11 protein-coding genes and 1 tRNA gene are annotated in these 14,095 nt (G+C 40.0%); 7 read left to right on the plus strand and 5 right to left on the minus strand.

Annotated elements, in window-relative coordinates; all coding sequences use genetic code 11:
* Positions 1–4: 4 nt before the first annotated feature.
* A complete protein-coding gene (gene panC / locus PTQ34_RS02665; RefSeq protein WP_273931925.1) occupies positions 5–826 on the plus strand; it encodes a pantoate--beta-alanine ligase in 822 nt (273 codons plus the stop codon).
* Positions 827–834: 8 nt separating this feature from the next.
* Positions 835–2,148, plus strand: coding sequence for a MiaB/RimO family radical SAM methylthiotransferase (locus PTQ34_RS02670; RefSeq protein ID WP_273931926.1), 1,314 nt, complete (start codon positions 835–837; stop codon positions 2,146–2,148).
* 1,180 nt (positions 2,149–3,328) lie between these two features.
* Here PTQ34_RS02670 and PTQ34_RS02675 read toward each other — a convergent pair.
* From PTQ34_RS02675 to gpmI, 5 genes are all read right to left on the minus strand, one after another.
* Positions 3,329–4,264 carry an acetyl-CoA carboxylase carboxyltransferase subunit alpha gene (locus PTQ34_RS02675; protein WP_273931927.1) on the minus strand — a complete coding sequence of 312 codons (936 nt, stop codon included), beginning with the start codon at positions 4,262–4,264 and terminating at the stop codon, positions 3,329–3,331.
* Between the two features lie 2 nt (positions 4,265–4,266).
* Positions 4,267–5,475, minus strand: coding sequence for a beta-ketoacyl-ACP synthase II (locus PTQ34_RS02680; RefSeq protein ID WP_273931928.1), 1,209 nt, complete (start codon positions 5,473–5,475; stop codon positions 4,267–4,269).
* A 28-nt stretch (positions 5,476–5,503) separates the two neighbouring features.
* Positions 5,504–5,737: an acyl carrier protein gene (acpP, locus tag PTQ34_RS02685; RefSeq protein ID WP_273929954.1), complete on the minus strand. Its 234-nt coding sequence runs from the start codon at positions 5,735–5,737 to the stop codon at positions 5,504–5,506.
* A gap of 119 nt (positions 5,738–5,856) precedes the next feature.
* The gene (gene fabG / locus PTQ34_RS02690) at positions 5,857–6,600 is read right to left on the minus strand and encodes a 3-oxoacyl-ACP reductase FabG (protein WP_273931929.1); all 744 of its coding nucleotides are present in this window, start codon (positions 6,598–6,600) and stop codon (positions 5,857–5,859) included.
* A 196-nt stretch (positions 6,601–6,796) separates the two neighbouring features.
* Positions 6,797–8,275 (minus strand): 2,3-bisphosphoglycerate-independent phosphoglycerate mutase, encoded by a 1,479-nt coding sequence (gpmI, locus tag PTQ34_RS02695; protein WP_273931930.1) that lies wholly within the window; start codon positions 8,273–8,275, stop codon positions 6,797–6,799.
* Between the two features lie 106 nt (positions 8,276–8,381).
* Between gpmI and mraY the strand changes: the two genes are divergently transcribed.
* From mraY to PTQ34_RS02720, 5 genes are all read left to right on the plus strand, one after another.
* A complete protein-coding gene (mraY, locus tag PTQ34_RS02700) occupies positions 8,382–9,446 on the plus strand; it encodes a phospho-N-acetylmuramoyl-pentapeptide-transferase (protein WP_273931931.1) in 1,065 nt (354 codons plus the stop codon).
* 29 nt (positions 9,447–9,475) lie between these two features.
* The gene (murD, locus tag PTQ34_RS02705) at positions 9,476–10,693 is read left to right on the plus strand and encodes a UDP-N-acetylmuramoyl-L-alanine--D-glutamate ligase (RefSeq protein ID WP_273932320.1); all 1,218 of its coding nucleotides are present in this window, start codon (positions 9,476–9,478) and stop codon (positions 10,691–10,693) included.
* A 42-nt stretch (positions 10,694–10,735) separates the two neighbouring features.
* Positions 10,736–10,811, plus strand: a tRNA-Phe gene (locus PTQ34_RS02710).
* A 137-nt stretch (positions 10,812–10,948) separates the two neighbouring features.
* Entirely contained in the window at positions 10,949–12,052 is a 1,104-nt protein-coding gene (locus tag PTQ34_RS02715; RefSeq protein WP_273931932.1) for an aminotransferase class I/II-fold pyridoxal phosphate-dependent enzyme, read from the plus strand.
* Between the two features lie 270 nt (positions 12,053–12,322).
* Complete coding sequence (locus PTQ34_RS02720; protein WP_273931933.1) at positions 12,323–14,095, plus strand: nucleoside-diphosphate sugar epimerase/dehydratase; 1,773 nt, start codon at positions 12,323–12,325, stop codon at positions 14,093–14,095.

Here is a 14,095-nt window from a genome sequence, read left to right on the forward strand (position 1 = left end):
CTTTATGCAAATTTTAAGAAATATCGCCGAAGTAAAAGATTTTCTAATTTTAAATCAAGGCAAAGAAATCGGCTTTGTGCCTACCATGGGCGCACTTCACGCAGGTCATGAAAGCCTTATAAAAAAATCAGTTCAAGATAATGAAGTTAGCATTGTAAGCGTTTTTGTAAATCCTACGCAGTTTTTGCCTGGAGAGGATTTAGAAAACTATCCAAGAGATGAGGCGCACGACATAGAGGTAGCAAAGGCTGCTGGGGCAACTGCTATATTTTTGCCCAAGGTTAGTCAAATGTATCCAAGCGATATTAGTATAAAAGCCCCTAGTGCGCTAGCTAGCATTTTAGAGGGTGCTACTAGACCTGGGCATTTTGATGGGGTTTGTACTGTTTTGGCTAAGTTTTTTAACATAATTCGTCCTATGCGTGCGTATTTTGGCAAAAAAGACACCCAACAACTAATCATCGTCCAAAATCTAGTAAAAAGCTTATTTTTTGATATAGAAATCGTGCCTTGCGATATAATCAGGGCAGGGGATGGGCTAGCACTTTCAAGTCGCAACTCATATCTAGATGAGAGCGAGCTGATCGAGGCGTGTAAGCTATATCGTGCTTTGGTAAAGGCAAAAGCACTAGTAAGCGCAGGTACTTTTAGTAGTGATGTGATAAAAGCTGAGATGGCAAAGGTGCTAAACCCACTTAAAATAGACTATATCGAGATTTGTGATAGAGAACTAAATAGCATAAATCAAATACAAACAGATAAAAGCATAATCCTAATCGCTGCGTATGTGGGCAAAACTAGGCTTATTGATAATCTTTGGCTGTGAGTTAAAAAATGGCAAAACTATATCTAATCTCGCTTGGCTGTAATAAAAATCTAGTAGATAGCGAGGTCATGCTAGGACGGCTAAAAAACTATGAAATCACTGATGATGTAAGCAGTGCTGATGTGCTGATTGTAAATACCTGCGGCTTTATAGAAAGTGCTAAAGAAGAAAGCATTAGAGCGATTTTAGAGCTTAGTAGCGAGCGTAAAAAGGGCTCGCTTTTGGTAGTTACTGGCTGTCTTATGCAGCGCTATGCTGATGAGCTAATGCGTGAGCTTGAAGGTGAGGTTGATCTTTTTGCTGGGCTTGGGGACTTTGCTAAGATTGATGAGCTTATCGCAAAGCGTGAGAATGCGGACTTTAAAAACGCTGTGTTTTTACAAGAGCAAGAAAGCAGAGTAATAACTGGCTCAAACTACCACGCATACATAAAAATAAGCGAGGGTTGCAATCAAAAATGCGCCTTTTGTGCTATACCTACTTTTAAAGGTAAGCTTCAAAGTCGCTCGCTAAGTGCAATAAGCGCTGAAATAAAAGAGCTAGTGGGGCGTGGATATAAAGATTTTAGCTTTATAGCGCAAGATTCTAGCTCTTATATGAAAGACAGCGGTGAGCGTGATGGGCTTTTGGCTTTGATTGATGCGGTAGAGGGCATCGCTGGTGTGCGCTCGGCTCGCATTTTGTATCTTTATCCAAGTTCTACTTCGCTAGAACTAGTCCGTAAAATCATCGCTAGCCCTGTTTTTGTGAATTATTTTGATATGCCTATTCAGCACATAAGCGAAAGCCTTTTAAACACTATGCGCCGTGGCACGCCAAAAGAGCATATTTTAAAGCTTTTAGAGACGATGAGAGCAGCGCCTGATAGCTTTTTGCGAACTGGGGTTATCGTGGGGCATCCTGGCGAGAGCGAGGCTGATTTTAATGAGCTTTGCGAGTTTTTAGAGAGTTTTTCTTTTGATAGAATTTCTGCTTTTGCGTATTCGCGCGAAGAAAACACCCTTGCTTATGACATGGAGCAAGTGAGCAAAAAAATAATAAACTCACGCCTAAAAAAGATAGAAAAAATCACTACAAAGGCGCTAAATACGAGCCTAGCAGCGATGAGGGGCAAAGAGATTTTAGTGTATTTAAACGGCAAAAGTGATGAGAGCGAGCTGTTTTACAGCGCAAAACCGCTAGCGTGGGATAGGGACATAGACGGCGAGGTGCTAATAAACGAAAGCGAGATAGAAAAGCTAGAAAATGGCAAACTCTACTGCGCTAAAATCACAGAACTAGCTGGGCTAAATCCCATCGCTACTATCACAAAAGAAGCCTAGGGAATTCTAGAATTCCTAGGAAAATTTCTTAGGGAATTCTAAAATTCCTAGGCTGCGAACTAGAATTCCCAAAGAAAATTCCTAAACTAGAATTCCTATTTTGCTACGCAACCGTGCTTTGCGTTTGCCTTTTTGCTTCGCATCCGCTCTTTGCTAGGTTTTGGGGGTTAAGGGGTATTTTGCCTAGGAATTCTAGAATTCCCTAATTTAGAATTCCTTAAACTAAAATTCCTTAATCTAGAATTCCCAAAGAGAATTCATAAAGAGAATTCCTAATCTAGAATTCTATTTTTGCTTAGCATCCGCTGGTTGGAGTATTTTACATAGGAATTCTAGATTTTTAGCGATTTTATTCCTAGGAATTCTAGAATTCCTTAAACTAGAATTCTTAATCTAAAATTCCTTAATCTAGAATTCCCAAAGAGAATTCCTATTTTTGCTACGCATCCGCTATTTGCTAAGTTTTTTGGGGTTAGGGGTATTTTGCCTAGGAATTCTAGAATTTTTAAAGATAATTCCTTAATCTAAAATTCCCTGATCTAGAATTCCTATTTTTGCTTCGCATCCACTCTTTGCTAAGTTTTTGGGGTTAGGGGTATTTTTGTAATTTGTAATTTATATTTTATAAGATTATAAATATTAGCCTAGAATTCTCAATCTAGAATTCCTAAAGAGAATTCCTAATCTAAAATTCCTTAATCTAGAATTCCCTAATAAAAATACCCCTTTTTCTAAGGAATTCTAGATTTTTTTCTAAGGAATTCTAGAATTTAGCTTGGGAATTTTAGAATTCTTTTTTAGCTCGCTTTTGGGTTAGATAAATCTAGCCCAGCTCGCTAGTTTCGTGTCTGGCAAGAGAAAGGGGCAAGCCACTTTAAACCCCTTTTTTCTAAGGAATTCTAGAATTTAGCCTAGGAATTATAGAATTCCCAAAGAGAATTCCTAAACTAGAATTCCATAAGATAAAAAATACCCCCTAACCCCCAAAAGCCTAGGAATTCTAGAATTCCTAACTAGAAAAAGCTTAATATTTATTATCCTTTTAAAAATAAAGGCAAAATGAGTGAAAACTTTATTAGAAATTTAGCTTAAATTAAGCAGTAAATTATTTTAAGAAATTCAATCTAGAATTCCTAAAACTCTAAGACTTTGTCCTAAAAGCTTAAAGTGAAATTCTAGATTAGCTAGTAAAGCTACCTTTGTTTAGTATGCGCTCCATGCGCTGCGAGATGACCTCGTCAATGCTGTGTTTTTCAAGCTCGTTTAGCTCGCTAACGATATAGTCGCCTACAAACTGCGCTGCGCCTTGCTTGTCACGGTGAGCTCCGTTTATAGGCTCGTCTATTACAGCATCTATTAGTCCTTGGGCTTTTAGCTCATCAGCAGTGATTTGCATAGCCTTTGTGGCTGCTTGAACCTTTGCTGGGTCGTTCCACAATATAGCCGCGCAGCCCTCAGGCGAAATTACTGAAAAAACTGAGTTTTTTAGCATAGCAAAGCGATCAGCCACGCCAATAGCAAGCGCGCCGCCACTGCCGCCTTCGCCAATTACAATTGAGATTGTGCGAGTGCGAAGTGTAGCAAGCTCTGCTAGATTTCTAGCTATTGCCTCGCTTTGCCCACGCTCTTCTGCGCCAATCCCTGGATAAGCACCTGGAGTATCTATAAAAAATACAATAGGAATCTCAAATTTCTCAGCCAGCCTTGCAACCCTTAGAGCCTTGCGGTAACCCTCAGGATGCGGCATACCGAAGTTTCTCATGATTTTATACTTTGTGCCACGGCCTTTTTGCTCGCCGATGATAACTACTTTTTTACCACCGATATAGCCTAGAAAACACACGATAGAAGTATCGTCTTTAAAGGCTCTGTCTCCGTGAATTTCTTTTGCATCGCTAAAAAGCGCACGAACATAATCTAGCATATAAGGACGATCAGGGTGGCGAGCTAGGGCTAGGCGTTGATACTCATCTAGCCCTTTGTAAGTCTTTGCTATTTCTTTTTCAAGATTTCTATTTAAAATCGCCACAGCCTCATCATCGCCTCTTATCCTAGCGTTCATGATGTCTTCATCAAGCTGTTTTATGTTTTTTTCAAAATCTAAATAATTTGCCAAAACTAAACTCTTTTAAATATTACTGCGCCGTTTGTGCCACCAAAGCCAAAGTTCTCGCTCATTACGACATTTAGCTCTGCTTTTCTAGCAGTATTTGCTACATAATCCAAATCGCAGTCTTCGTCTTTTTCAAGCTGGTTTATGGTAGGTGGGACAATGCCCTCATTCATAGCCATGATAGAAATCACAGCTTCTATTGCTCCAGCTGCGCCTAGACAGTGTCCAGTCTGTCCTTTTGTGGAACTAACTAGCGGAACATTTGAGCCAAAAATCTCTTTTAGAGCTGCGGTTTCGTTTTTGTCATTTGCTGGTGTTGATGTGCCGTGAGCATTGATATAATCAATCTTTACATCGCCTGCCATTTTAAGAGCTCTTTTTATCGCCCTTACTGGTCCATCAAGACTAGGGCTAGTGATGTGATGAGCATCGCCGCTCTCGCCAAAGCCTATTAGCTCAGCATAAATCTTTGCGCCTCTTGCCTTTGCGCTTTCATAGTCTTCAAGCACTAGAGCACCAGCTCCCTCTCCCATAACAAAGCCATCTCTACCGCCATCAAAAGGACGGCTAGCATGCTCTGGGTCGTCATTACGAGTAGAGAGTGCCTTCATAGCAGCAAAGCCGCCTATGCCCACAGGACAAATAGTGCTCTCAGCTCCAACTACTAGCATAGCTCTTGCTTCACCTACCATAATAGTCTTTGCAGCCTCTATAATAGCGTGAGTTCCAGCAGCGCAGGCTGTTACACTAGCGACATTTGGACCTTTTAGATTATGTTTTATGCTAATTACGCCACCTAGCATATTTACAAGTGCTGATGGCACAAAAAATGGAGAAATCCTACGAGGGCCACGCTCTAAGCAGATATTTGAGTTTTTTTCTATATTTGGCAAGCCGCCTATACCAGCAGCTGAGCTTATACCAAACTCATCTGGCTCAAACTCACTAAGTCCGCAGTCTTTCATAGCCTCATCAGCTGCCACATGTCCTAGCACGATAAATCTATCAAGCTTTTTTACATCTTTTGGATCTACAACGCTCTCAGGATTAAAATCGCTTATTTCAGCTGCGATTTGCACAGGAAACTCGCTGGGATCAAATAGTGTGATTTTTTTCACACCAGTTTTTCCCTCGCAAATGGCTTTAAACGAGCTTTTTGCATCATTGCCAAGGGCATTTATCATACCGATGCCAGTTACTACTACTCTGTTCATTAAAGTCCTTTAAACAATGCACCTAGCATTATTTCTTTAGACCTTCTACGAAAGTAACTACATCTTGGATAGTTTTTAGCTTCTCAGCTTCGCTATCTGGAATTTCTACTTCGAATTTCTCTTCAAGAGCCATCACAAGCTCTACTACATCAAGTGAATCAGCACCTAGATCCTCGATGATTTTAGACTCTAATTTTACAGCATCTGGAGCCACGCTTAGTTGCTCTACTACTACATCTCTTACTTCGTCAAAAATTGCCATATTGAACTCCTTAATAAAAATAGAATTGCTAATAATAATATAATTTTGCTTAAATTATTGCTTAAAGCTAGAAAAAAATCTAGAATTCCTATAAAAACTCCTAGGAATTCTAGAATTCCTTACATCAAAAGTCCGCCATTTACTTTTAGCGTCTCGCCTGTGATATAGCTAGCATGATCGCTTAGCAAAAACGCCACCGCATCAGCAATTTCGCTAGCCTTGCCCATGCGGCCTAGCGGGATATTTTTTGCGTAGTAGTCCTTTACTTCATCGCTTAATTTCTCAGTCATTGCTGTTTCAATAAAGCCAGGAGTTACGCAGTTATAGCGCACACTGCGGCTTGCGCCTTCTTTGGCAAAGCTTTTGCTCATAGCTATCATGCCACCTTTGCTAGCTGAGTAGTTTACTTGCCCAGCATTGCCCATTTCGCCCACGATTGAGGCGATATTTACCACCGCACCAAAGCGTTTTTTACTCATTACTTTTAGAGCCTCTCTGCAGCCTAAAAACGCACTTTTTAAATTTGCGTCAATCACGCTTGTAAAATCACTCTCGCTCATGCGAAGTGCAAGTTTATCATTTGTAATTCCAGCGTTATTTACAAGATAGCTTAGCTCGCCATCGCTTTCAGTTATTAGCTTTATCGCCTCGGCCCAGCCGCTCTCGTCACTTGCATCAAACTTAATTAGAGCTGCTACTGCTCCAATGCTTTCAATCTTTGCTTTTAGCTCATCAGCAGGTGCTGGGTCGCTGCGGTAGTTTATCCATACTTTTAAACCCATGCCAGCTAAATTCTCAGCAATACTTGCGCCTATTCCACGACTTGCGCCGGTTATTAGGACATTTTTTCCACTAAATTTCATATTTATTCTCCTTTGTAGCAATTCGTCTTGCACACCTATTGCGACCAAACTTCGCTCGCAATTGCTTGATGAACTATTTGTTCTATCTACGCTCGTGCTCGCTCAGTTTTGCCACACTAGGTGCACAATATTAGAATTGCTTTTAAATTTTTTATTTTAGCATAATTTAGGGAATTCTAGAATTCCCTAGCAAAGCCTAGAAAATCGGCTTTTCCATTTCTTTTGGAATTTCAAGCTCCATTAGTTTTAGCACGCTAGGAGCGACATTTGCTAGTCCTGCATCGCTTGCCATTTCCAATCTTCTACCATCGCTAGTAAGCACAAAGCAAAATACATCAAAAGTGGTGTGATTTGTAAGCATTTCGCCACTAGCTGAGCGCAGTGCCTCGCAGTTGCCATGGTCGCTGATTTGTATGTATTCGTAGCCATTTGCGCTAGCTTTTTGTATAATTTTGCCAAGACAGCTATCTACAGCCTCGACTGCCTTTGTGGCTGCATCTATATCGCCTGTGTGTCCTACCATATCGCCATTTGCGAAATTCACTACTATAAAATCAAAGCCCTCATCAAGCCCTTTTAGCACCGCATCGCAAACTTCATAAGCACTCATTTCTGGTTTTTCATCATAGGTTGCTACCTTTGGGCTTGGGATTAGCACTCTGGCTTCATTTTCTACGCACTCTTCTTTGCCACCATTAAAGAAAAAAGTCACATGAGCGTATTTCTCAGTCTCAGCGGTGTGTAGCTGGCGTAGGTTATTTGCTGCTATTACTTGCGCTAGAGTGTTATTTATCTCATCAGGGGCAAACATCACAGGGAAAGTAAACTTATCATCATACTTAGTAATTGTGATTAGATTAGGGCAAATATTTTTGCGCTCAAACTCGCTAAAATCAGCCACGCTAAGAGCCGAGCAAAGCTCACGAGCCCTGTCATTTCTAAAATTTACAAAAACTATGCCATCATCAGCTTTGATGCCACCAAAGTCATAAAAGCTAGCAGGCTTTATAAACTCATCAAAAATCTCATTTTCATAGCTTTTTTTCATATATTCATTAGGGCTAAGCTCGCTTAAATTAGAATTCTCAGCAATCACTCTATAAGCACTCTCTACTCTATCCCAGCGCTTATCTCTATCCATAGCATAAAAGCGTCCGCAAATGCTAGCTATTTCATACTTCTTGCTTAAATGCTCTATAAAGCCTGCCCCAGTAGTAGGCACCACATCACGACCATCTGTGATAGCGTGGATTATGGGCTTTGCCCCAGCAGATTTTACTATATCTATAAGAGCGTCAAAGTGGCGCAAATGCGAGTGTACGCCACCATCGCTATAAAGCCCTATTATATGAATGCGCTGGCATTTTGCTAGAAGCTCTTTTAGGGCAGGGTTACTAGCTAGCTTGCCATTTTCAATTGCTTTATCAATCTTAACTAGGCTTTGATATAGTATGCGTCCTGAGCCTATTGTCATGTGACCAACCTCGCTATTTCCCATTTGCCCACTAGGCAAGCCCACAGCTAGACCGCTGGTTTTAAGATAGCAGAAATTTGCCTTTTTAAAAAGCATATCATAAGTAGGCTTTTTTGCCCTCATAAAAGCATTGCTAGCGTCATTTTTATCAGGATTTGCGCCGATTCCATCAGTTATTACTAAAATACATTTTTTACTCATTTTTTACTCTTTTTTGAAAATTATTTGCCAAATTGTAGCTTTAAAAGTTAAACATTAACTTATCTTAGTTAAAATTATGCTTTTTAAATTATTTTTGGATATTTTTATGTTTTATTATTTTGCTGAAATTTTTAATGTTAATTTTCTAAGTTATATCACAGTTAGAGCTGGTTTTGCGTTTTTTTTCTCTTTTGTGCTTTGCGTGCTGGCTTTGCCCTTTTTTATCCGCTGGGCGAAAAAGGCCTGCGCTAGCCAGCCTATCTACGAACTAGCTCCTAGCACTCATCAAGCCAAGTGTCACACGCCTACTATGGGTGGCATTATTTTTGTCGCCTCAGCTGTAGTTGCTAGCCTTTTTAGCGCAAAGCTTGATGAGCCTTTTGTGCTTATTTCACTTTTTGTGATTGTTAGTTTTTCTTTGCTTGGCTTTATTGATGATAGGGCAAAGATTTTAGGGGCTAGCAATCACGCAGGACTTAGCCCAAAGCAAAAGCTTGTTATTCAGTGTATTTTGGCTCTTATAACAGCCGTACTACTGTGGGTGTTTTCTAGCATTGATACGAAGTTTTATTTGCCACTTTTGAAAAACTCGCTTTTTGATTTTAGCTATTTTAGCTTGCTGTTTTGGGCTCTTGTTATCATCTCAGCCTCAAATGCTGTAAATCTCACTGATGGGCTTGATGGACTTGCTACTGTGCCTAGTGTGCTTGCGATTTTCACACTTGGGGTTTATGCGTATTTTATGGGAAATGCTGTATATAGCGGATATTTGCTTTTGCCAAAGTTTGCTGGAATTGGCGAGCTAGTTATCATTGTAAGTGCGATGATAGGGGCGCTGCTTGGCTTTTTGTGGTATAACTGCTATCCAGCGCAAGTATTTATGGGAGATAGTGGAAGCCTTAGTATAGGTGCGTTTATCGGCTACCTTGGTATAGCTACAAAAAACGAAATTTTACTAGTGCTAATAGGCGTGATTTTCGTGCTTGAGACGCTCTCAGTTATACTTCAAGTTGGAAGCTTTAAAATACGCAAAAAACGCATTTTTCTCATGGCACCGCTACATCATCACTTTGAGATAAAAGGCTGGAGCGAGAGTAAGATTATTGTGCGTTTTTGGATGATTGCGCTTTTGGCAAATATCATTGCGCTAATCTTGCTAAAAATCCGCTAAAATCTAGAATTCCCTAAAAAGGCTATATAATAATGAAATCACTTTTTGGCTACGCAAATACCACAAAAGCTATCGCAAAAAGCGGTGGCTGGGCGATTTATGATGATAAGTTTGAGAGAATTTCTAGCGATGAGTGGGGGAATTTGCTTTTGCCAAGCTCGCATTTTAAGGCAGAAAAAAGCCAGCTTGAAATCCCAAGCCCAGGCTTTGCGCCAAGTCATGAGCTGATTTTAAAAGCTAGAAACTTAATCAGCGAGTATGATTATTTTTTTGATATGGGTATGCCAAAGAGTGTGTGGATAAGTGGAACAAATGGTAAAACCACTACTACTAAAATGTGTGAACATTTACTGCGCTTACATGGGGCTTTTATGGGTGGAAATGTGGGCATTGCGCTTGCTGATTTGCCTAGAGCTGCAAGGCTATGGATTTTGGAGACTTCTAGCTTTACTATACATTATACAAAGCGAGCTAGACCTGATATATACGCACTTTTGCCTATCACGCCTGATCATCTTAGCTGGCATGGCGATATGAATGGCTATGAAAATGCCAAGCTAAAGCCACTTAGCATGATGAACGAGCAATGCATAGCTATCATCCCAGCGTGCTTTAAGGAGCGTGAGATTGTAAGGAATTCTAGTGCAAAGATTTATTTTTATTCTAGCGAGCAAGATTTGGCTGATACTTTTGAGCTAGAGTACGATAAAATCGCTTTTAGAGTGCCATTTTTAATGGATGCACTTTTTGCTTTGGCTGTGCAAAAAATTTTGCTAGGGCAAGCTGATTATGAAAGAGTAAATACCTTTGTGATAGAAAATAATAAGCTTGAAGAACTGCGTGATAATCGTGGCAGGCTATGGGTAAATGATACAAAGGCAACCAACATTGATGCTAGCATGCAAGCTATTCGCCGTTATGAGAATGAGAAGATTTTTATAATCTTAGGAGGCGATGATAAAGGCGTGGATTTAAGTCCAGTTTTTGATGCGCTATCTGCTCTAAAGCAAGAGCCAAAAATATATGCAATAGGCTCAAATACCGAAAAAATCGTAAATCTAGCTAGGAATTCTAGAATTTCTTGTCTAGCTTGCTATGAGCTAAAAGAGGCCATAAAGGCAATAGATACTGATTTTAGCGGCTCTGGCGTGGCTTTGCTAAGTCCAGCCTGTGCTAGCCTAGATCAGTTTAAAAGCTACGCTCAGCGTGGAGATATTTTTAAAGAAGAAATAGCAAATTTAAAGTAATTTTAAGCAAAGCTTGCTATAATTTCAGTCTTTTATTTGCGTGGCTAGGTAGCTCAGTCGGTAGAGCAAAGGACTGAAAATCCTTGTGTCGGCGGTTCGATTCCGCCCCTCGCCACCACTTTTTTCTTATTTTTCATTTTTCAATCTAGAATTCCTTTAAAATTTTTATAAAATATCTTTATTTTAGACTTAAACATTTGCCTTTTTGTGCTAAAATGCGTGCTTTAAAAAATGCGTCCTTTGAAAGGATATAAAATGCAAAGAATTTTCTTATCAGCACCTTATATGGGTGGATCTGAGTTAAAAAACATAGAACAAGCTTTTAGCGATAACTATATCGCCCCACTTGGTGCTTTTGTGGATGGCTTTGAGAGTAAAATTAAAGAGTATTGCGGCGCAAAATACGCCCTTGCTCTAAATGCTGGCACGGCTGCCCTTCACCTTGCCCTTCGCACTCTTGGCATAAAAGACGGAGATACCGTGCTTGCTAGCACTTTTACCTTTGCAGCTAGTGTAAATCCTATAATGTATGAACGCTGTAAAATGGTGTTAATTGACTGCGATGAGAGCTGGAATCTAAGCCCAGAGCTGCTAAAAAAAGCTATTCGTGAGTGCGAGCAAAAGCCAAAAGCCCTAATCCTAACTCATCTATACGGCGCAGCTGCTAAATTAGATGAGATCTGCGAGATTTGTGATGAAAATAATATTGCGCTAATTGAAGATGCCGCAGAAGCCCTTGGCGCAAGCTATAAAGGCAAAGCACTTGGCACTTTTGGTGTTTTTGGCGCATATAGCTTTAATGGCAATAAAATCATCACTTGTGGCGGCGGCGGAATGCTAGTAAGCGATGATGAAAAATTGCTCTCAAAGGCAAGGTATTATAGCACGCAAGCAAGAGAGCCTTTGCTTCACTACGAGCATTTAGACTATGGTTATAACTACCGCTTAAGCAATATTTTAGGCGCTATTGGCTGTGGGCAAATGGAGGTTTTAAGTGAGCGCGTGAAAAGAAAAAGAGAGATTTTTGCGCTATATAAAGAGCTTTTGGGCGGTTTAGATGGTGTGGATCATTTCATGCCTGAGCTTGAAAATACCTGCGCAAATAGATGGCTAACCACGCTAGCATTTAAAGAAAAAAATGCACATTTAAAAGTGATTGAAGCACTTAGCAAAGAAAATATTGAAAGCCGCCCGCTGTGGAAGCCTATGCACGCCCAGCCTGTGTTTAAGAGCGCAAAGGCTGTGACTGACGGCACTAGCGATGATCTTTTTAGCCGTGGTATCTGCCTGCCAAGTGGGGCTGATATGAGCGATGAGCTAGTAGAAAAAGTAGCGCGCATCGTAAAAAGCGCACTTTAAGTCTAAAAAATCTAGAATTCCCTAGCTAGAATTCCGTAGGAATTCTAGAATTTATTTAGGAATTCTAGTTTTTTCGTGGGAATTCTAAAATTCCTAGCTAGAAATTCCGTAGGAATTCTAGAATTTTACTTTAGGAATTCTAGATTTTACTTAAGAATTCTAGAATTCTTAGCTAGAATTTACTTAGGAATTCTAAGATTTTACTTTAGGAATTCTAGTTTTATTTAGGAATTCTAAAATTCCGTCAAAACCTAAAAAAATGGATAAAAAATGATAAAAGCTACAAAAACCAAAAGAACGATATTTTTTGTTTTTAGCGATATTTTGATATTTTTATCAAGTGCGTATTTTGCCTTTTTGCTTAGATTTTCTGGAGATATTCCTTATATTTTTATTTCAGGTATGATTAAGTTTGCGTTTATTATGCTGATTTTAGAGCTTATTTTTGCTTACAAATCTGGGCTTTATAAGGTTCCTTGGCGTTTTTTTGGGCTTAGAGAAGCTAGAAAAATGCTTATAAACTCGGCTCTTTGTGCACTTATTTTTACTGGCATTTTCTTTATTTTTTATGATTTTTTTGAGCCTTTTCCTCGCAGCGTGATCCTTATATATGCGTTAATCTCACTGCTTTTGATGGGCGTTTTGCGCATATCAAAGCGTGTGCTACTTGACTTTCGCAAGCCAAGTGCTGGCGAGCCCTGCGTGATAATCGGAGCTACAAATAAAACTCTACAACTTCTAAAAGGCTTTGCTAGTGGCTATGCAAGCTACTATCCACAATACATCGTAGATCCTAGAAAAGACAGCATTGGCACTACTTGTGGAGATTTTTTGGTAGCTTCTATGGACGAGCTAAAAAAATACCCAGCCGAGGGCATAACAACAGCAATAATCAGCAAAAAGCTAAGCCCAGCAGAGCTAGATGCGCTACACTCAGAGCTAAACGAGTATGGATACAAAAAAATCAAGCTTTTTTCGCTACTTGGTGATGATGCAAATATCAAAGACATAAGCATAGAAGACCTGCTAGCAAGAAAGCCAAAAGACCTTGATAGTAGCGTTATAAAAGAGTTCATAGGCGGCAAGGTTGTGATGATTACTGGAGCTGGCGGGACTATTGGCTCTGAGCTTAGTAGGCTTTGCCTTGCTTTTGGCGCAAAACAGCTCGTTTTAGTAGAGCATAGCGAGTATAATCTCTATGCGATAAATGAAGCACTTGGGGCTAATGAAAGGTGTAAACTAGCCCTTGTTAATGTAACGCAGCTTGATAGCTTGGAGCGAGTATTTAATCGCTACCGTCCACAAATCGTGCTACACGCAGCTGCTTATAAACATGTGCCACTTTGCGAGTTTAATCCAAAAGAAGCCGTGCGAAACAACATCCTAGGCACAAAAAATGTAGTAGATCTTGCCAAAAAATACGCCGCCCTAAGAATGGTGCTAATCTCTACTGATAAAGCCGTGCGCCCTACAAATGTAATGGGAGCTAGCAAGCGAGTTTGCGAGCTTTATGCGCTAAACTCAGGCGATGAGAGAACCGATGTAGTTGCGGTGCGCTTTGGCAATGTGCTTGGAAGCTCTGGTTCAGTTATACCAAAGTTTAAAGCTCAAATTGCTGCTAATAAGCCTCTAAGCGTAACGCATCCTGATATCACACGCTATTTTATGCTTGTAAGCGAGGCCTGTCAGCTTGTGCTTCAAGCTGCTAGCATAGCTAGAGGTGGAGAGCTTTTTGTGCTTGATATGGGCAAGCCTGTAAAAATCGCTGATCTAGCCCAAAAAATGCTTCTTTTAAGTGGAAAAGAAGAGCTAGGAATTGAGTATGTGGGCTTGCGACCTGGTGAGAAGCTATACGAAGAGCTACTTGTGGATGAAAATGACAAGCAAACGAAGTTTGAGAGTATTTTTGTAACGCACTCTGAGGCTGTGGATGTAGGAATTTTAGATGAGCAAATAAAAAAGCTTTTAGAGGCAAAACCTGAGCAAATCGTAGAGATTTTAAAAGAGATTGTGCCTGAGTTTAATCACAATAATAAAGGATAA

Origin of the sequence: Campylobacter magnus, assembly GCF_028649595.1 — a bacterium.
Classification (GTDB): domain Bacteria; phylum Campylobacterota; class Campylobacteria; order Campylobacterales; family Campylobacteraceae; genus Campylobacter; species Campylobacter magnus.